This is a genomic window from Luteitalea pratensis (genome assembly GCF_001618865.1).
GTDB lineage: Bacteria > Acidobacteriota > Vicinamibacteria > Vicinamibacterales > Vicinamibacteraceae > Luteitalea > Luteitalea pratensis.
This window is the reverse complement of record NZ_CP015136.1, coordinates 655,001-674,195: the sequence shown is the minus strand read 5'-3', so window position 1 is coordinate 674,195 and position 19,195 is coordinate 655,001. Positions and strand designations below refer to the sequence as shown.

General features: G+C 66.1%; 17 protein-coding genes and 2 rRNA genes (1 of these 19 only partly in view). 6 read left to right on the top strand and 13 right to left on the bottom strand.

Annotation, left to right across the window (positions count from 1 at the left end; genetic code table 11):
* The first annotated feature begins 78 nt into the window (after positions 1-78).
* A complete protein-coding gene (locus LuPra_RS02855) occupies positions 79-771 on the top strand; it encodes a response regulator (RefSeq protein WP_234800693.1) in 693 nt (230 codons plus the stop codon).
* Between the two features lie 238 nt (positions 772-1,009).
* Here the strand turns inward: LuPra_RS02855 and LuPra_RS02850 are convergent, their stop codons facing one another.
* The 7 genes from LuPra_RS02850 to LuPra_RS02820 form a co-directional block, all read right to left on the bottom strand.
* Positions 1,010-2,053, bottom strand: coding sequence for a beta-ketoacyl-ACP synthase III (locus tag LuPra_RS02850; RefSeq protein ID WP_234800692.1), 1,044 nt, complete (start codon positions 2,051-2,053; stop codon positions 1,010-1,012).
* On the bottom strand, positions 2,047-3,066 hold the full coding sequence (gene ruvB / locus LuPra_RS02845) for a Holliday junction branch migration DNA helicase RuvB (RefSeq protein WP_110174500.1): 1,020 nt from the start codon (positions 3,064-3,066) through the stop codon (positions 2,047-2,049). Before ruvB ends, LuPra_RS02850 begins: the two co-directional genes overlap by 7 nt.
* A 14-nt stretch (positions 3,067-3,080) precedes the next feature.
* A complete protein-coding gene (ruvA, locus tag LuPra_RS02840) occupies positions 3,081-3,674 on the bottom strand; it encodes a Holliday junction branch migration protein RuvA (RefSeq protein WP_234800691.1) in 594 nt (197 codons plus the stop codon).
* Entirely contained in the window at positions 3,671-4,234 is a 564-nt protein-coding gene (gene ruvC / locus LuPra_RS02835; protein ID WP_110169354.1) for a crossover junction endodeoxyribonuclease RuvC, read from the bottom strand. Before ruvC ends, ruvA begins: the two co-directional genes overlap by 4 nt.
* Positions 4,231-4,983, bottom strand: a complete 753-nt coding sequence (locus tag LuPra_RS02830) for a YebC/PmpR family DNA-binding transcriptional regulator (RefSeq protein ID WP_110169353.1) — start codon at positions 4,981-4,983, stop codon at positions 4,231-4,233. Before LuPra_RS02830 ends, ruvC begins: the two co-directional genes overlap by 4 nt.
* 238 nt (positions 4,984-5,221) lie before the next feature.
* Positions 5,222-5,992: a class I SAM-dependent methyltransferase gene (locus tag LuPra_RS02825; protein WP_157898662.1), complete on the bottom strand. Its 771-nt coding sequence runs from the start codon at positions 5,990-5,992 to the stop codon at positions 5,222-5,224.
* A gap of 120 nt (positions 5,993-6,112) precedes the next feature.
* Complete coding sequence (locus LuPra_RS02820) at positions 6,113-6,943, bottom strand: class I SAM-dependent methyltransferase (RefSeq protein ID WP_110174498.1); 831 nt, start codon at positions 6,941-6,943, stop codon at positions 6,113-6,115.
* A 120-nt stretch (positions 6,944-7,063) separates the two neighbouring features.
* Here LuPra_RS02820 and LuPra_RS31530 point away from each other — a divergent pair, with 120 nt between their 5' ends.
* Genes LuPra_RS31530 through LuPra_RS02800 form a run of 4 tightly spaced genes read left to right on the top strand, consistent with a single transcriptional unit; the run spans position 7,064 to position 10,155 of the window.
* Complete coding sequence (locus tag LuPra_RS31530; RefSeq protein WP_157898661.1) at positions 7,064-7,540, top strand: pilus assembly FimT family protein; 477 nt, start codon at positions 7,064-7,066, stop codon at positions 7,538-7,540.
* A gap of 10 nt (positions 7,541-7,550) precedes the next feature.
* Positions 7,551-8,021, top strand: a complete 471-nt coding sequence (locus tag LuPra_RS02810) for a hypothetical protein (protein ID WP_110169350.1) — start codon at positions 7,551-7,553, stop codon at positions 8,019-8,021.
* Complete coding sequence (locus LuPra_RS02805) at positions 8,018-8,599, top strand: PilW family protein (RefSeq protein WP_157898660.1); 582 nt, start codon at positions 8,018-8,020, stop codon at positions 8,597-8,599. The genes LuPra_RS02810 and LuPra_RS02805 overlap by 4 nt, the downstream gene beginning before the upstream one ends.
* Before the next feature lie 2 nt (positions 8,600-8,601).
* The gene (locus LuPra_RS02800) at positions 8,602-10,155 is read left to right on the top strand and encodes a hypothetical protein (RefSeq protein ID WP_110169348.1); all 1,554 of its coding nucleotides are present in this window, start codon (positions 8,602-8,604) and stop codon (positions 10,153-10,155) included.
* A 160-nt stretch (positions 10,156-10,315) separates the two neighbouring features.
* Here LuPra_RS02800 and LuPra_RS02795 read toward each other — a convergent pair whose 3' ends face one another.
* The 4 genes from LuPra_RS02795 to LuPra_RS02780 form a co-directional block, all read right to left on the bottom strand.
* On the bottom strand, positions 10,316-11,524 hold the full coding sequence (locus tag LuPra_RS02795; protein WP_110169347.1) for an ATP-grasp domain-containing protein: 1,209 nt from the start codon (positions 11,522-11,524) through the stop codon (positions 10,316-10,318).
* A 30-nt stretch (positions 11,525-11,554) separates the two neighbouring features.
* The gene (locus LuPra_RS02790; protein WP_110169346.1) at positions 11,555-12,268 is read right to left on the bottom strand and encodes a hypothetical protein; all 714 of its coding nucleotides are present in this window, start codon (positions 12,266-12,268) and stop codon (positions 11,555-11,557) included.
* 72 nt (positions 12,269-12,340) lie between these two features.
* On the bottom strand, positions 12,341-13,222 hold the full coding sequence (locus LuPra_RS02785) for an SDR family NAD(P)-dependent oxidoreductase (RefSeq protein ID WP_110169345.1): 882 nt from the start codon (positions 13,220-13,222) through the stop codon (positions 12,341-12,343).
* Positions 13,223-13,232: 10 nt separating this feature from the next.
* Positions 13,233-13,814, bottom strand: coding sequence for a histidine phosphatase family protein (locus tag LuPra_RS02780; protein ID WP_157898659.1), 582 nt, complete (start codon positions 13,812-13,814; stop codon positions 13,233-13,235).
* Between the two features lie 190 nt (positions 13,815-14,004).
* Between LuPra_RS02780 and LuPra_RS02775 the strand changes: the two genes are divergently transcribed.
* Positions 14,005-17,481, top strand: a complete 3,477-nt coding sequence (locus LuPra_RS02775; RefSeq protein WP_110169343.1) for a carboxypeptidase-like regulatory domain-containing protein — start codon at positions 14,005-14,007, stop codon at positions 17,479-17,481.
* Between the two features lie 99 nt (positions 17,482-17,580).
* On the opposite strand, the gene rrf is transcribed toward LuPra_RS02775, so the two are convergent.
* Together rrf and LuPra_RS02765 are read right to left on the bottom strand one after the other, a co-directional pair.
* Positions 17,581-17,697 (bottom strand): 5S ribosomal RNA (gene rrf, locus LuPra_RS02770).
* Positions 17,698-17,953: 256 nt separating this feature from the next.
* Positions 17,954-19,195 (bottom strand): 23S ribosomal RNA (locus tag LuPra_RS02765); it runs 1,751 nt beyond the window's last position.

The following is a 19,195-nucleotide window of genomic DNA, read 5'->3' as shown; positions in this document are numbered from 1 at the left end:
CGAAGGCAAGCGCTTCACCAATTCATGCCGGTCGCCGATCTCAACCGGGATGGGCGTGGACTGCCCGAAGGAGTCGCTGTGACCAGCGAAGTACGTTCCCCAATCCGGCTCCTCGTGGCTGATGACCACGACATCCTGCGGCAGGGCCTCGTCGCGGTGCTCGAGCGCGACCCGCGGTTCTCGGTCGTCGCGACGGCGAGCAACGGCGAGGAAGCCGTCGCCGCGTTCCGCCGCACCCAACCCGACCTCGCGATCATGGATCTCCGGATGCCGGTGATGGAGGGTCCCGAGGCCATCCGCGCCATCCGTGCCGAGTTCGCCGAGGCGCGCGTCGTCGTGCTCACCGTGTACGAAGGCGACGTGGACATCGCACGGGCGCTGTCTGCCGGCGCCGCCGCGTACGTGCTCAAGGGAATGCCGAGCGACGAGCTGTTCGAGGCCATCATCGCCGTTCACGAGGGACGGCAGTACATCCCGCCGCGCATCACCCAGGTCCTCGACCAGGCCGGCCGCACCGACCTCACGCGTCGCGAAATGGACGTCTTGCGGCTCATCGTCGGCGGCCACAGCAACCGCGAGATCGCGCAGGAGTTGAACACCACCGAGGGCACGATCAAGTCCTACGTGAACGGCCTGCTCGGCAAGCTCGGCGTTCGCGACCGCACCCAGGCCGCCACCGCCGCCATCCGTCGCGGCCTCGTGAAGCTCGAGGAGGCCGAGAAGGCCAAGGCCGAGCGGGCCGCCCTCGGCAACGACATCGGTAACGCTTGACGCTTAACGCTTGACGCTGGATGCTGGATGCTGGATGCTGGACCGTCATCGGTCACGCCGGGTGCCGGGTGCCGGGTGCCGGGTACCGGGTACAAAAGACAGGGCGGCTCGATCAACGCGAGCCGCTTTTTTTATTCACCATGCCTCTTGAGACCTGAGGCTTGAGGCTTGAGGCTTGAGACCTGAGACCTGAGACCTGAGGCCTGAGACCTGAGGCGGGAACGTTAGGCGTTAGGCGTTAGTAAGACCAGCGAAGCAGCACTGCTCCCACCGTAAAGCCGGCGCCGACCGACGCCAACATCACCAGGTCGCCCTTCTTGAGACGGCCGTCTCGGACGGCGTCGTTCAGGGCGAGCGGGATGGTCGCCGCCGTGGTGTTGCCGTACTCGCCGATGTTCAAGACCATCTTCGCGGGTGGCACGCCGAGGCGTTGCGCGGCAGACTCGATGATCCGCTTGTTGGCCTGGTGCGACACGAACAGATCGAGATCGGCGGCGGTGATGCCGTTCCGGTCCATCAGGCGCCGGCACACTTCCTCGTTCTTGCGCACGGCGAACCGGAACACGCTCTGCCCGTCCTGGTGGACGTAATGCAGCCGCTTGTCGACGGTCTCGTGCGAGGCCGGCAGCTTCGATCCACCAGCCGGCATGCACAGCGCCGGGCCGCCACTGCCATCGACTTCGTGCGTGAAGTCGATCAACCCGAGATCGTCGCCAGGTGACGGCGACACGACCACGGCGCCGGCGCCATCGCCGAAGAGCACGCACGTGGTGCGATCGGTGTAGTCGATGATGCTCGACATCACGTCGGCGCCGACCACGAGCGCGTGCCGCGCCATGCCCGCACTCACGAATCCCGCTGCCGTCGTCAAGGCGTAGGTGAAGCCGGAGCAGGCGGCGCCGAGATCGAAGCCCCACGCCCCTGACGCGCCGATCTTGTGCTGCAGCAGGCAGGCGGTGCTGGGGAACATCGTGTCCGGCGTCGTCGTGCCGACGACGATCACGTCGATGTCGGTCGGCTTGAGGCCCGCCTGCGCGATGGCGGCGCGAGAGGCCTCCGCGGCGAGGTCCGACGTGGCGACGCCCGGATCGACGATGTGACGCTTGCGGATGCCGGTCCGCTGCAGGATCCACTCGTCGTTGGTGTCGACCATCTTCTCGAGGTCGGCATTGGTCAGCGTGCGGGGCGGCAGGTACGTGGCCAGCCCGCTGATGCAGGGCTGGACCGTGGGCCGGCCGCCGCTGAGGACGCCGTGCAGGCGCGCCGCAGACTCCGTTACCACAGGCGATTGTCCTTTCCGGGCTCCTCGAGCCCGAAGAAAGCGTACGCGCGGCGCGTCGCCATGCGTCCACGCGGCGTCCGCTCGAGAAAGCCCACCTGCATCAGGAAGGGCTCGTAGATGTCCTCGATGGCGTCGCGCTCCTCGCCGAGCGCGGCCGCCAACGTGTTGACGCCGACAGGCCCGCCATCGAACTTGTCGATGATCGTTCGCAGCAGCCGCCGATCGACCTCGTCGAACCCGTAGGCGTCCACCTCGAGCAGCACGAGCGCTGCCTGCGCGACATCCAGGGTCACCGTGCCGTCGGCCCGCACCTGCGCGTAGTCGCGCACGCGCCGGAGCAGGCGGTTGGCGATGCGGGGTGTGCCCCGCGAACGCCTCGCCACCTCGGTTGCCGCGTCGGCTGACAGCGGTACGCCGAGAATACGTCCGGAGCGGGTCACGATCTCGATCATGTCCGCCTCGGTGTAGTAATCCAGCCGGTGCACGATGCCGAAGCGGCTGCGCAAGGGCGCCGTCAGCAGGCCCGTACGGGTCGTCGCCGCGACCAGGGTGAACGGCTGCACCGGCACCTTGACCGATCGTGCGCCCGGTCCCTGTCCGATGACGATGTCGAGCTCGTAGTCCTCCATCGCCGGATAGAGAATCTCCTCGATCGCGGGTGCCAGGCGGTGGATCTCGTCGATGAACAGGACCTCGTGGCGCTGCAGCGTCGTCAGGATCGCCGCGAGATCGCCGGGGCGCTCGATGACCGGTCCCGAAGAGGCCTTCATCGAGACCCCGAGTTCGTTCGCAATGACGTACGCGAGCGTGGTCTTGCCGAGACCCGGTGGGCCCGAGACCAGCACGTGGTCGAGCGCTTCGCCACGCTGGCGAGCCGCCGCGATCGCCACCTGCAGGTTCTCGCGCACGCGGTCCTGGCCGATGTAGTCGTCGAGCGTGCGCGGCCGCAGGCCGGCCTCGTATTGCGCGTCGTCGTCGCCGCTGCGTCCGCTCACCACACGCGAGTCCGGCATGCCTGGCTCGCCGCTCACGCGCGTGCCAGCCGGCCAAGGGCCTGGCGAAGCGCCTCGTCGAAGGTTGCCGCCGGCTGCGCCTTCAACACGTCACCCACCGCTTTCTCGACGACTGGGCGCTGGTAGCCGAGATTGACGAGCGCGGACAGCAAATCGGCGCGAACGATACTGCCGGGCGTGACCGGATCGGCGCTGACCGGCAGTGCCGCTGGCAGGCGATCGCGAAGTTCGAGCACGATCCGTTCAGCGGTCTTGCGGCCGATGCCGGGAATCGTGGTCAGTCGCGCCGGTTCGTTGCCCTGGACGGAGGCCACGAGATCCCCCGGCGCAATCCCGGACAGCACGGCCAGCGCCACCTTGGGGCCGATCCCGTTGACCGAGATCAACCGCTCGAAGATCTGCTGCTCGAGCGCGGTCAGGAAGCCGAACAGGGCGATCTGCTCCTCTCGAACGTGGGTGTACACGCGTAAGCTGACGTCGCCGCCGACATCGCCGATCCTGCCGTACGTCGAGAGCGGCACCTGGACGTCGTAGCCGACGCCAGCGACGTCCACGATCAGCCGCGCCGGCTGCTTTTCCATCAGCCGGCCACGCAGGGCGGCAATCACCGGTGCTCCAGGTCCTCGGGCCGCAGCTGTCGCCAGCTGGTGACCCGTCGTCCACGAGCGAACGGCGAGGCGTCGGCCTGGGGCACGACCGCCGCGGCGGTGTGTGCGTGGCACAGCGCGACGGCGAGCGCGTCGGAGATGTCGAGCGGCTTGGGTGGAACAGCGAGACCGAGCAGGAGCGTCACCATCTGCTGCACCTGCGGCTTCTCGGCACGCCCGAAGCCGACGACCGCGCGCTTGACCTCGGCCGGCGCGTACTCGACAACCGGCAGCCCGGCCTGCGTGGCCGCCAGCAGCATCACACCGCGGGCATGGGCCAGGGCGAACGCACTGCGGGTGTTCAATCCGTGGAAAAGGCTCTCGATCGCGACGCAGTCGGGGCGGGCGTCGGCGAGCCGTTCAGCGAGTTCGAGATAGATGATCCTGAGCTTGTCCGGGAACGTGCTCCGGGCGGGCGGCACGATGGCACCGCTGCAGATCAAGGCGCAGCGTGTGCCGCTGGCCTCGATGCAGCCGTACCCCGTGCGTACCGACCCGGGATCGATCCCGAAGATCCTCATGCCATCGAGGCCTCGATCTCCTTCTCCTCGATGTCGAAGTTCGACCACACCTGCTTGACGTCGTCGTGGTCGTCGAGCGCGTCCATCAGCTTGAGCATCTGCTGGGCGGTCTTGCCTTCGAGCTTGATGGTGTTCTTGGGCAGCATCGCCATCGCCTGCGCGGTGGACGGCTCGACGCCGAGCTGCTTGACGGCCTCGAGCACCGCCTCGTAGCCACCGACGTCGGTCGTCACTTCCCAGTTGTCGCCATCGTCGCCCATGTCGTCGGCGCCGGCCTCGAGCACGGCGCTCATCAGCGCCTCCTCTTCAGCCGCGGTCTTGTCGACGACGATGTAGCCCTTGCGATCGAACATCCAGGCAACGCTGTTGGTCTCACCGAGGCTGCCGCCGTACTTGGTCAGCATGTGGCGCAATTCGCCCACGGTGCGGTTGCGGTTGTCGGTCAGGGTCTCGATGATCACGGCCGCGCCGCCGGGGCCGTAACCCTCGTAGGTGATCTCGTCGTAGCTGACGCCATCTTCCTCGCCCGTCCCGCGCCGGATCGCGCGGGCGATGTTGTCGTTGGGCATGTTGACGGACTTGGCCTCGGCGATGACCGTGCGCAGCCGCGGGTTCATCGCCGGGTCGCCACCGCCGCTACGTGCGGCGACCGACAGCTCCTTGATGATGCGCGTGAAGATCTTGCCGCGCTTGGCGTCGAGCGCGCCCTTCTTGTGCTTGATCGTGTGCCATTTCGAGTGGCCGGACATCGCGTGGGACTCCTCGGCAGAACGTCGTAAAACCTCGGGATCTTAGCACGCGGGGTACCGGGTATCGGGTATCGGGTATCGGGGTACGGGTACCGGGTACCGGGTACACGTCCGGACACAGTCCGGCCGCTATGCTCGTCCCACGCCGGGTGTTGCCGTCGGACTCTGTCCGACGATCAGCGTCGCCTCTCCCGGTACCCGGGACCCGGCCCCCGGGACCCGGCCTAAGAGCGAACGGTCAGCGCGGCTTGCGCGCGAGCAACAGCCAGACATCGGCCCGGCGGTCCCAGGCGGCCCCGCGATAGTCGCCGAGGACGGCCTCGACGTCGAAGCCGGCCCGCGCGACGCGGCCGGCGATCGCGGGAAGCGGCAGGGTGCGGAAGCGGATCGTGAAGGGCGTGACCTGCTTGGACGCTCCCCGTCCCTCGATGTACTCCTGCTCGAACGTCGTGAGCCGCTTGTCCCGGTCCTGGCGCACTGTCTCGCGGAGCGAGATAGGCCGCCCCCTGGGACCCTCGGGGCTGAAGAAGACGAGCTTGCGGGTGTACTCGCGCCACTTGGGGACGTCAGGCACGAGGTCGAGCCCGAACAGGCCGCCGGGCTCCAGCACCCGCCAGGCCTCCCGAATCGCCCGGGCGAGGAGCACGTCGCTCAGCAGTGACTGGAGCATGCCGTACGGCGCCATCACCAGGCGGAAGCTGCCGTCCGCGAAGGGCAGGCTCGTGACATCGCCGCGAGCGAGAGGAGGGCGGGTGGTTCTGGCACGGCGAGCCCGCGGCGCCACGTGCTGGAGCATCTCCGACGTCCGGTCCACGCCAACTACCGGGATTCCATGGCGGTGGAGCGGAACGGTCAGGCGTCCCGTGCCGCTTCCGAGTTCGAGCACCCGGCCACCGGTGCGCCTGGCGAGCTGCCGCCAGAACCCGAGGTCGCGGCGGCCCATCGTGCGGGCGTTCTCCCAGTCGTAGAAGGGCGCGTAGGCGCCCCAGCCTTCGTGGCCGGCGGGCATAAGGGAGAACAGATTAATGCCGGAATGCCGGAATGCCGGAATGTCGAGAGCAAATGCTGCAATGTCGAGAGCATGTGCCGGTCCCGCCTGCACTCGACATTCCAGCATTATCTGGATCCTCTATTGGGGTCTTTGCGCCAATGTGGCGATGAGCAGGGCGTGCTGCACCTCGACAAACGCCGGCCCCTGGAGGTCGGCTTCGTCGCGGTAGGCGGCGACGGCCTCGAGCAGCGCGGCGCCGGCGGCTGCCCGTCCCGGTGCGTCAGCCGCTGCGATCAGGAGCCGCTCGCGGGCCTCCCACACCCCGGGAGGCGGCGCCCCCAGGCGTGACTCCGATACTGGTACCGCTTCCACGGACAGGGGCTCGAGACCCGCGTCGCGGAGCCACGACACCACGTGCACCCCGAGCCGGGCGGGCGCGTCGGGGGCGGACTCGCGTTGCCAGCCGCCCAGGGTGTCACGGGCGGCCGCGAAGGCCCGCTCGCCGGCGTCGGCGCCACTGAACCAATACCGGGCTTCGTGATCGGGCTCGACGACGAGGATCCGGCCGCCGGGACGCACGAGATCCGCGAGGGCGTGCGTGGCCGCGAGCGGATCGGCCAGGTGCTGCAGGACGCCGACGCACAGCACCGCGTCGGCCGTCCCGGGGGCCAGGGGAAGGGCGCACAGGTCGCCCGCAACGGCGTGCAGGGACACGTTCACCTCTCCGGCCAGTTCGCGGGTGTGTCGCGCGCGATGCCGCTGAACGTCGAGCGACACCACCGACAGGCCTGGCGTCGCCAGGGCCAGGGCGACGTCGATTTCGCCATTGCCGCAGCCCACGTGCACCAGCCGCTCGCCCGGGTCGCACCGCAGGTGACTGCCGACCCAATGCGTCCACCTCGCCGTCCACCAGCGGTCGCGCAGGTGTTTGAGGGTGTAGGAGGTCAGGGCGTCGATGTCACGCGACATGGTGATTACAGATCTGGCTGGAGATGTCGAATTCAGTATGGCGGCGGGAGCCGCTGCCCGGCGGGGTTGCCGCGCAAGGTGGCGCGAAACGCGCCCACGAACCAGGGTACGAGTCTTGCCATGGCAGTCACTGACATGATCGCATCACACCGATCCCGGCGGGGCTTCTCCATCATCGAATTGCTCATGGTCGTGGCTGTCGGGGCCACGCTGATGGCGCTCGGCACCCCGGTCCTGCGCGGCGCCATGGCCAACCAGCGCCTGCGGGCCGGGGCGGCGGATGTGGGGAGCGCCCTCTCGGAGGCCCGACGCGAGGCCTTCCGCACGAGCACGTCGGCACGCATCGAGGTCGACCCCGCCGATGGTCGCATCTCGGTGTTCGCGTGGGACAGCGTGGCCAACGCAGAGGCCGAGCGCAAGCGCTATTACCTGCCGGCCGGCGTGCAATTCAACAACGTCGGAGCCGTGACCTCTTTCACCTTCGACACCCTCGGCCGCCCCGCGGCCTTGCCGATGACGATTCAACTGCGGCTCGCGAACACGACCGTCATTCGCACCGTGTCCGTGCTCGGGACCGGCCGGACCACCGAAACCTAAGGATCTTGCCATGACGCTCGCACGCATCCGCTCCTTCCTGATTCGACCCGCACATCGATTGCGCGTGCCGGCGCACGACGAGCGCGGCTTCGGACTCGTCGAATCGGTCATCTCCGTCGGCATCGCCGGCAGTGGCCTACTCGCCGTCGCCGGACTGCTCGCCGCCGGTGCGAGCATGCAGCGCAATTCGCGCGACGGCGGCCGCGCCGGTATGGCCGCGATGCAGCAACTCGAAGTGCTGCGGATGCTGCCGCGGACCGACGCGCGCGTGCAGCTCGGAGGTGGCGGCGCCGCCGCCGGTTCCCTCACCGCCAACGTGGCCAACTACAACGGCCTGGTGAACGTGCCCCCGGCCGGCCAGGTGCGGGTGCGCTGGCTGGTCCAGGCCGGGCCCGCCGGCACGCTGGACATTTCCGTCCGGGCCGAGCCACTCGTGGCCGGCGCCCGGCGTTCCGATGTGAGGAGCCTGTTGTGGCGATGACACTGTCGTCCGAGCGCGGCATGACGATGGTGGAGCTGCTCGTGAGCAGCGCCGTGATGCTCGTCGTGCTGAGCGTCACCACTACGGTCATGACCAAGTCGAGCACGATGTTCACGCAGCAGCGAGCTGCGCTCGACGGGCGCAACAGCGGCGCGGCGGCCATCGACCTGCTGACGCGCCTGCTCCGGCAGTCGTCCTGCATCAGCGCGACCGCGGTGTATTGCCAGTCGATCGTCCCCGACCCGGAGCCCAACGGGGTCTTCGATTCGGTACGGGTCCGTGCCGACTGGAACCCGCGCGACGGCGATCTGAACGACCCGTACGAGGACGTGTACTTCGTCGTCGGTGGCGGCACGCTGTGGAAGAAAGAGCCTTCGGATCCGGGCCTCGTCTCGTTCGGTGACCAGGTCCAATCACTCAACTTCGCCTATACGAACCAGAACGGCGGGCCGCTGACCAACCCAGTCGCACGGCCCGACCTGATCGGCGGCGTACGCGTGACCATCGTGACGACGGCAGGACGTGGGCTCCCCTCGGTGACAAGTACGAGTGCGATCAGCTTGAGGAGGATCAAGTGAACATGCCCAGAATCGTGGTGGCAGCCCGCAGCGAGCGCGGCGTCTCGATGGTCTTCACGCTGCTATCGCTGGCAATGGTGACGGTGCTCGGCCTCGGCTTGACCAGCGTCGCCATGTCGACGGTCGCGCAGGCAGTCGCCGAGAGCGAGACGACCGAAGCGCTCGCGATCGCTGACGCAGGCATCGAACATGGCAAGCAACTGGTGCTGTGGCAGGACTGGCAGAGCCTCAACGTCTTCCTGCAGCGCGGCAACGCGACCGGCTGCAATTACGACGAGCTCTCCGGTACGCCCATCAACATCCCTTTGCCCGCGGGGTACCCGACGGCCGCCGCCAACTTCATTCCCGCGACGGGACGCGCGTTCGGGCAGGGCCGTTACTACGTGGAACTGTGCGACAACCACTCGCGCGAGCAGGTTGCGCCGGCGCCCAACACCGACAACGATCCCAACACCGACGTGGACAAGGTGATCTACATGCGCAGCGTCGGCTTCGGCCCGCGCGGATCACGCGCCGCGGTCGAACTCACGCTTGGCGCCACCGCCATGCCGGCCGTAGTGGTGGAGGGTAACCTCGAAGTCAAAGGTAACCCCACGGTGACTGGTCCAGCTGGGTCGATTCATGCCAACGGCACGCTCGAACTGTCGGGAAACCCCTGCACGCACGTGTACTACGCCAGCGTCGATGGCACGACCGAAAGCGGCAACGTCCAGGGCGGCACGGGCTGCACGGCCGCCGACGTCGATGCGCGTCCGTTCTCGCCCCGCATCAACATCCCCAAGTTGGATCCGTACACCGTGGCACGACAGGCGCAGGCCGCGGGCGTGGCCGTGAAAACGCTGATCGGCAAGAACGTCGTCGCACCTGATGGCGTCGTGTACTGCACGATAAATGCTGGTTGCGCTTACAACGGCCTTCCGGGAGGCCCAGCCGGCAGCGGTATCGCCTCAACCCTTGTGGCGCTCGGCACTATCCCAACCGGGTGGAGTCATCAGCCCAACCCGCACAGGGACTGGATCACCATGGGCGAGACCGCGCCCGGCACATACTTCATTGTCGGCAACGCGGAGGTGACGGCCAACACCGGCGGCCCTGGCGGCGCCGCCGCTGGCACCACCGCGGCGTTGTCACTGCTGTCGATGGGTTCGATTACAGCCAACGGAAATCCGGGGGTCGTTCCGCATGCCACGGTCCCGTTCATCGGGCCGATCCTGATGATCGCCGGCTACGACCTCGACCTCGGCGCGGACTTCGACGCCGCGTACGAGGGCCTGTTCTACGCCCGACACCAGTTGGACATCAAGGGCAACCCGACGCTGAACGGACAGGTCATCGCCCTCAACGAGGCCGACACCCCCTTCGAGGGCCACAACCCGATCCGACTCAATAACAACGGTGCGATGGAGATTAACGGCAACCCCACGATCAACTACAGCGGCAACGGCTTGCAGACGGTCAAGGCCCTCACCTGGCGCGAGTGCCGAGGCAACTGGACCGCGCCAGTCATCGCCGGCGGCGTGATGACCGACCCGGGGAATTCGTGCGGAGCGCCGTAAGGTCATTGGTCATTGGTCATGCGTCATTGGTCATTGGTCATTGGTCATTCGTCATTCGTCATTCGTCATTCGTCATTCGTCATCAATCATTGGTCATCAAGGTTAGTGGTCGTGATCGGCCATGCGTCATTGGTCATGCGTCATGACTAATGACTAATGACTAATGACTGGCGCAATCAGGCGCCGGGGCGGAGGTGTAGAAGTCCTCGACGAAGCGACCGGCGTAGGACTCGAGCAGTTCCTGCACGCGCGACGCACGGTCGGACCGGACGATGAGGCCGGCGTGATACGGCATGTCGATGCGCTGCGCGATTTCGGGGGCGTCGTAGGCGGAGGTATCCGGGCGCTCCTGTCGTGCGAGTGACAGGACGAGGCCGGCGTAGTCTTCGCGATGCGGCGGTACTTCGTACTGGCCATGCTCGCCCGCCACCTCCACCTTCGCCCACTCGTGCCAGAGGTTGAGACCGGTCGACGCAACGATGACGTCGACGATGAACGCGCCGCCGACACGCGAGGCCGTTTCGAGGAAATAACAACGGCCGTCCTCATGGGCGCGTATGAACTCGGTGTGGGTGACCCCGCGCACCAGGCCGAGCGTGTCGAGCAAGCGCCGGTTCAGCGCATCGAGCACCTGCGCGTCCTCGGACTCGCGCAGCACGGTACTGGTGGTGAAGACACCGCCCTGGTGTGCCACCGTCCATGGGGGCGAGCCATAGCGATGGATGGCGCTGAAAACCACCTGGCGGTTCCAGACGATCGAGTCGACATGGAAGATGTCGCCGGGAACGAACTGCTCGAGCAGCGAGAAGGCTCGCATGTCGCCCAGATCGTGGATGTGCTGCCACACGTCGTCTCGCGTCGTGGCCTTGCGGATGCCAATCGCGGCGGCCTGCGACCGCGGCTTCACCAGCCACGGCCCGTCGACGCGATCGAGATAGGCATTCACGTCGTCGTCATTGAAGAGGCCGACGAAGGACGGCACCAGCACGCCATGTTCGTGAGCCCGCACGCGCATGGCCAGCTTGTCCCTGAAGTAGCGCGCCGTCGTCTCACCCATGCCGGGGAGGCGCAGGTGCTCACGCAGGAGTGCGGCTGTCTCGACGTCGAAGTCGTCGAGCGGCACGATGCGGTCGATGCGGCGGCTGCGGGCGACGTGGCTGACGCCCTTGAGCAGATCCTCGCGGCCGATAATCGCCGGGATGGCAAAGATCTCGTCGATCGCCTCGCGCGGCCAGCTCGGGATGTCGCGCAGCGCCTCGGTGGTCAGGAGCAGGACGGTGCAGCCCTGGCGCTTGCACTCGCGCAGGAATTCGGCGCCCTTCTCGTAGGTGGCCACGCACAGGATTGTCAACGGTCCGTCGTGGGTCATCACACTCCCTGTGTTCCTGTGTTCCTATGACTAGTCCAACGTCGCAAGTTCACCGGGGACGATCGGACGTGTACGTGGCAACTTGCCCTTGTAGGCGCGCCAGCCCATCGCCGCCAAGACTGCCAGGAACGCGAGCAGCTTGAAGGTATCCGGTAACGGCCCCTTCGGCATCGTCAGGTAGAGGAACCAGAGGACCGGTTGCGCGACAGCGACCGCCCAGACCGTGCCGTAGAAATAGCGTCGTTCGTGCCCCTCGCCCGACGTCGAGCGCTTGACGCGAGGCATGTGCCCCGACAACCCGATCGCCCAGATGAGACCGGCCATCGGGAAGTAGGCGTGCCGGTAGATCTCCTTCAGCATCCACGTGCCCGTCGTGATCGCTACCAGGAGGCCGACGATGTTGAGGACGGCGAAGGTGATGGCTTCCCCCCAGGCGATCGAATAGCAGATGCGGCGGTAGATGGGGTTGGGCCGATCCTCGGTGAACCGGATGATGTACGGGGCAGGCTCGCAGCCCGGCAGCCGCCCGCGCAGGAACGGGATGCCCGTCGCGACGATGACCACGGCCAGCCACAGGACCATGCGCAGGTCGAACCCTCGCTCGAAGAGGTCGAACGTCAGCGGACCAGGAGCGATGAAGAAGACGAAAATCCAGATCGGCCAGTGCAGCCAGCGATAGTAGAGCTTGTTGCGCGTGCGGATCGTGCGTTCGGTGTCGTATTCGACCGGAATGCGATGGGACACAGCAGGCCAGTATACGGCCCGGCCCGGTCTGGATCTCGACAGGCGCCTGCGGAGCAGCCGACGGGGCAGGGGCTACGCGGAGCCGTCGCGGCGCTCGCCTGGCCGGGGATACGTGCAAGCGAGGAACGCGTCCCACAGGCTGTCGGGCAACAGCGCTCGCAGGGACATCAGGACGGATGCCGACGCGGTCACGCGATATCTCGACCGTGGGACCCTCGCCGTCAGGGCCCGCTCGACGATCGCGGCGACGGCGTCGGGTGCGCCGGCAAGCGATGCCATGGGCCCTTTTTCATACGACTCCCGCGTGATCCGCTCCACTTCGGCGGTAAAGGTGCCGTAGGGCCCAGGCTTGCCGGCGCCGAGACCATCGAGGCTGGCCGATGCCGCAGTGGTGAAGGACGAGCGGATGAGTCCGGGCTGCACCAGCACCACGCGGATACCGAAGCCAGCGACTTCGAAGCGCAGCGCGTCCGACAGCGCCTCGAGCGCGTACTTGGTGGCGTGGTAGACGCCTCCACCAGGGAACGTCAGGCGTCCACCCATCGATCCGATATTGACGATCCGGCCCTGGCGCCGCGCCCGCATACCAGGCAGGACGAGCTGCGTCAGGCGCAGGGGTCCGAACACGTTCGTCTCGAACTGCCGTCGGACGAGGCCGGGACCGACCAGTTCGATCGGGCCGGACTGGCTGTAGCCAGCGTTGTTGACGAGCGCCCCGATCCCACCCGCCTCGTTGGTGATCGTCTCGATCGCGGCCTGCATCGAGGCCTCCTCGCCAACGTCGAGGGCCAGGGTCCGGCAACCGACGGCCTTCAGCGGCTGCAGCGTCTCTACCCGCCGCGCCGTGGCATAGACGCGCCAACCGGCCGCTGCCAGGCGATGGGCGGTGGCCTGTCCGATGCCGGACGAGCAGCCGGTGATGAGGACAATGCGCGAGACATCAGTCGTGGCCACGTGTCCATTCTCAGCGCAGCCGCGCCCGTCCGACGACTTCGATCGTCCCGGCCGCGGTGGCACGCACGAAGATCGCCTCGCCCTCGGCAGGAAAAACGCCGGTGAGTGCCGTGATGTTGACCTGGTGGGTCACGAAGAACGTCGGCCGCCGCGAGTCGAGCTTCTGGAGAACCGCGGCGCGGAGTGCTTGCGTCGACGCCGACTCGTCGCCCTGGCCGGCGAAGAAGGAATTGAGGTAGCTCGCCGTCCGAACGGGGCCGACGGCGATGAGCCTGGCCGTTTCGAGGCACCGGCACCATTGGCTGCTGCGGACGTCGGCCTCGCGTACACCGACCGCACGCAATGCCTCGCCGAGGCGACGCGCGTCCTCGCGGCCCTCGTCGGACAGGTTGCGTTGCGTCGAACAGTCGCCGAGCGAAAAACCCGCCGGATCACCCACACCGGGGGCTCGACCATGGCGCAGCAATGTGACGATGCCGGGATCTCTCGATCGGGCGAGTGCGAGCGCGGGGTCGGTTGAGGGTTGCCCCGCCGCCGCGGATGCAAGCCACACGAGGGCTGTGGCGATTTGCACAGGGCTGCGCCAGAACATGGCAGCCAGCGTACCCCGCGAAGACGACCCGCGCGAGGCCAGCCCATTGGTTCCGAGGCGGGCGCGGGTGTAGCCTCCGGTCAAGTCGTCATACCAAAGGTCGGCAACAACCGCTCGCCACGGAATCGGCCATCCGAGGGCGTCGGACGCGGGCGGGCATGACCAGGTTTGACAACAGGAGGGTTCGACCATGGCGAGAACAGCGCGGTGTGTAGGGATATGCCTGCTGTCGGGACTCCTGGCATCGCCAGGGCTGGCGCAGGAAGCGCGTGGAACGATCCAGGGGCGCGTGACCGACCAGAGCGGGGGCGTCGTGCCTGGGGCGAGGGTGGACGTGACCAACGTCGCCACGGGTGTCGTGACCGACACGACCTCGAACGAGCAAGGCAGTTACCGGGTACCTTTCCTGATTCCGGGTCAATACCGGGTCGCCGTGACTCTCGATGGCTTCGGCCGGTTCCAGAGTCCCGACATCGAGGTTCACGTGGCAGACGTGCTGACGGTCGACGCCGTGCTGCCGGCGGGGCAGGTCACCGACGAAGTCACCGTCAGTGCCGCGCCCGTGGCCATCGATCGTTCGTCGGCAAGCCTCGGGCAGGTGGTCGACGCGCGGCGAATCTCGGAATTGCCGATTCGCGAGGGCAGCGCCGTGGAACTGGTGATCCTCGCGCCGGGCGTGGCCAACACCACCAACCTGCGGTCGCGCAAGGCGGCCTTCAACAACGGCTTGTCGCAGTTCTCGAGCGACGGTGCGGGCGAGAAGCGCAACGACTTCACGATCGACGGCGTTGCCAACGTCGCGGCTGATCGCGTGGCGTACAGCCCGCCGTCGGCGGCAGTCGAGGAGTTCAAGATCCAGACCGCGACCTACGACGCCGCGATCGGCAACGCCATGGGCGCGGCGGTCAACATCGTGACCAAGAGCGGAACAAACCGGCTGACCGGACAGGTGTACGAATGGTTCCGTGGGTCGGGACTCGACGCCCAGGATTACTTCGACGAAGTCGCGGGCCGGCCCAAGCGCGACTACACCGACAACCGATTTGGCGCGGCCGTGGGTGGCCCCATCGTCCGCAACCGCACGTTCTACTTCGCCAACGTCGAATTCAACCCGTTCGAGGTGCCGACGCCGGCGGTGCTGACGGTGCCGTCCGAGCGCATGCGCAATGGCGATTTCTCCGAACTGCTGGCACTCGGGCCGCAGTACCAGATCTACGACCCCGCAACAACCCGACCACATCCGACACAACCGGGCCGGTTCATTCGAGATCCGTTCCCTGGCAACATCATCCCTACCAGCCGGATCAGTCCAACCGCCCGCCAGATCCTCGAGTATTTTCCGCTCCCGAACCAGGCTGGTACGGCCGACGGCGGCAACAACTACGTCAATCCGACGTCAGTTGCCGACGAGAGCTACTACACGGTGACGACGCGGGTGGATCACAGCCTCTCGTCGCGGCACCGGATCTACGGACGCTACAGCTGGGACTTCTGGGAGGAGTCGAAGAACAACCTGTTTGACAACGCCGCCACCGGGATCGTGCTGAATCGCAAGAATCGCGTCCTCGGCCTCGACGACGCGTATACCTGGCGGGACACGCTGCTGACCAACCTGCGGGCTGGCTACACGCGGCAACTGTTTCCCGAGCGGCGCCAGAGCCAGGGCTTCGATGTCGCCGGTCTCGGGTTCTCCCCGACGCTGGTCGGCCTGGTCGAGCCCTCGCAGGCGACGTTTCCGAACGTCGCGGTCAGTGGCTACACGCCGCTGGGCACCTGGGAATCAGGCGACGGCTTCTTCACCACCGACGTCTACAACGCCACCGGCAGCCTCATGTGGCTGCTTGGCAGCCACAACCTGAAGTTCGGGACGGAATACCGGTATTACGTCGAGCACGCGAGTCGGTACCCCACGGCCATCTCGCCGACGTTGAACTTCAGCAACCAGTGGACTCGCGGTCCGATCGACAACGCCGCCGGCGCCCCTCGCGGCCAGGATCTCGCGTCCTTGATGCTCGGGTATCCGTCGGGCGGATCGATGAGCCGGGCGACCGATTACACGGAACGGAATGGAGTGCTCTCGTTCTACGTACACAACGATTGGCGTGTGCGCGGCAACCTCACGGTGAACCTCGGGTTGCGGTACGAGTACGAACAGCCCCTGACCGAGTCACGTGATCGGATGATCAGCGGGTTCGACGACGTGGCCGTGTTGCCGATCAGCGCCGCGGCAGAGGCCGCCTATGCACGTTCGCCAATTCCGGAAGTGCCTTCGCAGGCGTTCCAGGCGCGCGGCGGCGTGCTCTACCCCGACACCGGCGGTCGGCCCGACGCGTGGCCGTCCGACGGCAACAACTTCATGCCGCGTGCAGGGTTCTCGTGGCAGCCGCTCACGGCCACTGCCGTACGCGGCGGTTACGGGCTCTACTACGACGCGCTTGGCCCCAACCGGATCAGCGTCAATCAGACAGGCTACTCGCGCGTCACGTCGCTCGTCCCCTCACTCGACAACGGCCAGACGTTCATCGCGACCCTCGAGAATCCATTTCCCGACGGCTTGTTGGACCCGGTGGGCAGCGCCCTCGGCCCGATGACGAATGCCGGGCTCGCGGTCTCGTTCCCGTACGTCGGTGAAGTCCGTACGCCACGGACCCATCGGTGGTCCCTGGGTGTGCAGCACGAGCTACCCTGGCTCTTCGTGGGCGAGGTGACCTACGTGGGCGGGTACTCCGAGAACCTGCCCGTCGCCCGCGAGCTGAATGCCGTGCCCGGGCAGTTCTTCTCGACGTCGCCGGTGCGCGACAACGCCACCAACAACCTGCTCACCCAGCAGGTCGCCAACCCGTTCGCCGGGCTCCTGCCCGGCACCGGGATCAATGGCGCGACTGTCGCGCGGATGCAGCTGCTCCGCCCGTATCCGCAGTTCACGCCCACTGGCGCCAATAATACGAGCGTCACGGCGCTCGAAACCAACGGCACGTCGAACTACCAGTCGGTGCAGGCGCGTCTGGAGCGGCGGATGGCCAACGGAATCACCCTGCAGGCCGGGTACACCTGGTCGAAGACCATGACCGAAACGGAGTACCTCAACGCCTTCGACGTCGAGCGACATCGCGTCATCGGCGCCTTCGACAGGACCCACATGTTCGTCGCGAGCGGAATCGTCGAACTGCCGTTCGGACAGGATCGGCACTGGGGACGGAATTGGAACACCTTCGTCGACACGGTCCTCGGCGGCTGGCAGGTTTCCTTCCTGCTCAAGCAGCAGAGCGGGGCGCCGCTGGGCTTTGGCAACTATCTGCTCAAGCCGGGCATGACCGAGGCCGACATCGCACTCTCTGGTAGCGACCGCGACATCGCCCGCTGGTTCAACGTCGATGCGTTCGAGAGAGCGCCGGCCGATCAACTGGTCTCCAACGTTCGTTCGACGCCGCTGCGGCTGGCCGACGTGCGAGGGCCGGGTTACGTCGTGCTCGACTTGGGCATCATGAAGAACATCGAGCTCGGGTCGCGGGCGCGGCTGCAGTTGCGGCTCGAGTCCTACAACACCCTCAACACGACCAACCTGAACAATCCGGATACGTCGCCGACAAGCACGGGATTCGGCACGATCACGTCCCAGAATCCGTTTCCGAGGCAGTTCCAGTTGGCTGCGCGGTTCATCTTCTGACAGCGAGCGCGGTTGCGGCCGTGGCGTCCAGACATCGCGCCGCCGCGCAAAAAAGAAAAGCCCGACGCATCGAGACGACGCGTCGGGCTTTGTAAATATCCCCGGCAGTGACCTACTCTCCCACAGACCTGCGCCTGCAGTACCATCGGCGGTGGAGGGCTTAACTTCCGTGTTCGGAATGGGAACGGGTGTGACCCCTCCCCTATGGCCACCGGGAAACTTGTTGGCGGCCGGCACCGGGGATCCCGGTGCCGAGCCCTGGACGGCATGAACCGTCTCAAGTGCGCACGTCTGGGGCCCAAGCATATCCTGGGGCATGGCGTGCAGCCGCGCATCTTGTGAAAGAGCGTGCCTGGGGATCTGTTCCCAGGGCTTGTCCGCCGCAGCGGCCCGGTGAGGGCGGCGAAGGCGGAACAACTGAATATCCTGCAAACGGTAGTGTTTACTCGACTACACCACAGAGGGTGAAGTTATGGTCAAGCCTCACGGCTGATTAGTACCAGTAAGCTGAGGATGTCACCACCCTTACACACCTGGCCTATCACCTGGTGGTCTACCAGGAGCCTTCAGGGACTTGCGTCCAGGGAGATCTCATCTCGTGGAGGGTTTCACGCTTAGATGCTTTCAGCGTTTCTCCCTTCCGAACGTAGCTACCCAGCGCTGCCACTGGCGTGACAACTGGTACACTAGAGGTTCGTCCAACCCGGTCCTCTCGTACTAAGGTCAGCCCCACTCAAATCTCCTGCGCCCACGACAGATAGAGACCGAACTGTCTCGCGACGTTCTAAACCCAGCTCACGTACCGCTTTAACCGGCGAACAGCCGGACCCTTGGAACCTGCTACAGCTCCAGGATGCGATGAGCCGACATCGAGGTGCCAAACCTGGGCGTCGATGTGAACTCTTGGCCCAGATCAGCCTGTTATCCCCGGCGTACCTTTTATCCGTTGAGCGATGGCCCTTCCATGCGGAACCACCGGATCACTAAGGCCTGGTTTCCCACCTGCTCGACGTGTATGTCTCGCAGTCAAGCTCGCTTATGCCTTTGCACTCTACGGCTGATTTCCAAACAGCCTGAGCGAACCTTCGCGCGCCTCCGTTACAGTTTAGGAGGCGACCGCCCCAGTCAAACTACCCGCCTAGCAGTGTCCCTGACCCGGGTAACGGGTCGAGGTTAGAACGTCAAAGTATCAAGGGTGGTATCTCACCGGTGACTCCCCGAACCCCAAGAGGCTCGGTTCAACGTCTCCCACCTATCCTGCGCATGACACGTCAACATTCACTACTAAGTTGTAGTAAAGGTGCACGGGGTCTTTTCGTCTAGTCGCGGGCAACCGGCGTCTTCACCGGTACCACAAATTCGCAGTGTCACTCGTTGAGACAGCGCCCAGATCGTTACGCCATTCGTGCAGGTCGGAACTTACCCGACAAGGAATTTCGCTACCTTAGGACCGTTATAGTTACGGCCGCCGTTTACCGGGGCTTCAGTTCAAAGCTTCGCCTTGCAGCTAACCTCTCCCTTTAACCTTCCGGCACCGGGCAGGCGTCAGACCCTATACGTCGTATTCGACTTTGCAGAGCCCTGTGTTTTTAGTAAACAGTCGCCTGGGCCTCTTTATTGCAACTCCTTCATGCTCACCGGGCAAGCCGGATCACACTACGGGAGCACCCCTTCTTCCGAAGTTACGGGGCCAATTTGCCGAGTTCCTAAACGA

What these genes read in the sequence shown, in the direction of transcription:
- LuPra_RS02800 (WP_110169348.1), top strand. Translation starts at nt 8,602, where the DNA reads ATGCCCAGAATCGTGGTGGCAGCCCGCAGCGAGCGCGGCGTCTCGATG.
- LuPra_RS02805 (WP_157898660.1), top strand. Translation starts at nt 8,018, where the DNA reads ATGACACTGTCGTCCGAGCGCGGCATGACGATGGTGGAGCTGCTCGTG.
- ruvC (WP_110169354.1), bottom strand. Translation starts at nt 4,234, where the DNA reads ATGAGGATCTTCGGGATCGATCCCGGGTCGGTACGCACGGGGTACGGC.
- LuPra_RS02775 (WP_110169343.1), top strand. Translation starts at nt 14,005, where the DNA reads ATGGCGAGAACAGCGCGGTGTGTAGGGATATGCCTGCTGTCGGGACTC.
- LuPra_RS02825 (WP_157898662.1), bottom strand. Translation starts at nt 5,992, where the DNA reads ATGCCCGCCGGCCACGAAGGCTGGGGCGCCTACGCGCCCTTCTACGAC.
- LuPra_RS02830 (WP_110169353.1), bottom strand. Translation starts at nt 4,983, where the DNA reads ATGTCCGGCCACTCGAAATGGCACACGATCAAGCACAAGAAGGGCGCG.
- LuPra_RS02795 (WP_110169347.1), bottom strand. Translation starts at nt 11,524, where the DNA reads ATGACCCACGACGGACCGTTGACAATCCTGTGCGTGGCCACCTACGAG.
- LuPra_RS31530 (WP_157898661.1), top strand. Translation starts at nt 7,064, where the DNA reads ATGGCAGTCACTGACATGATCGCATCACACCGATCCCGGCGGGGCTTC.
- ruvB (WP_110174500.1), bottom strand. Translation starts at nt 3,066, where the DNA reads ATGCCGGACTCGCGTGTGGTGAGCGGACGCAGCGGCGACGACGACGCG.
- LuPra_RS02810 (WP_110169350.1), top strand. Translation starts at nt 7,551, where the DNA reads ATGACGCTCGCACGCATCCGCTCCTTCCTGATTCGACCCGCACATCGA.
- LuPra_RS02820 (WP_110174498.1), bottom strand. Translation starts at nt 6,943, where the DNA reads ATGTCGCGTGACATCGACGCCCTGACCTCCTACACCCTCAAACACCTG.
- LuPra_RS02780 (WP_157898659.1), bottom strand. Translation starts at nt 13,814, where the DNA reads ATGTTCTGGCGCAGCCCTGTGCAAATCGCCACAGCCCTCGTGTGGCTT.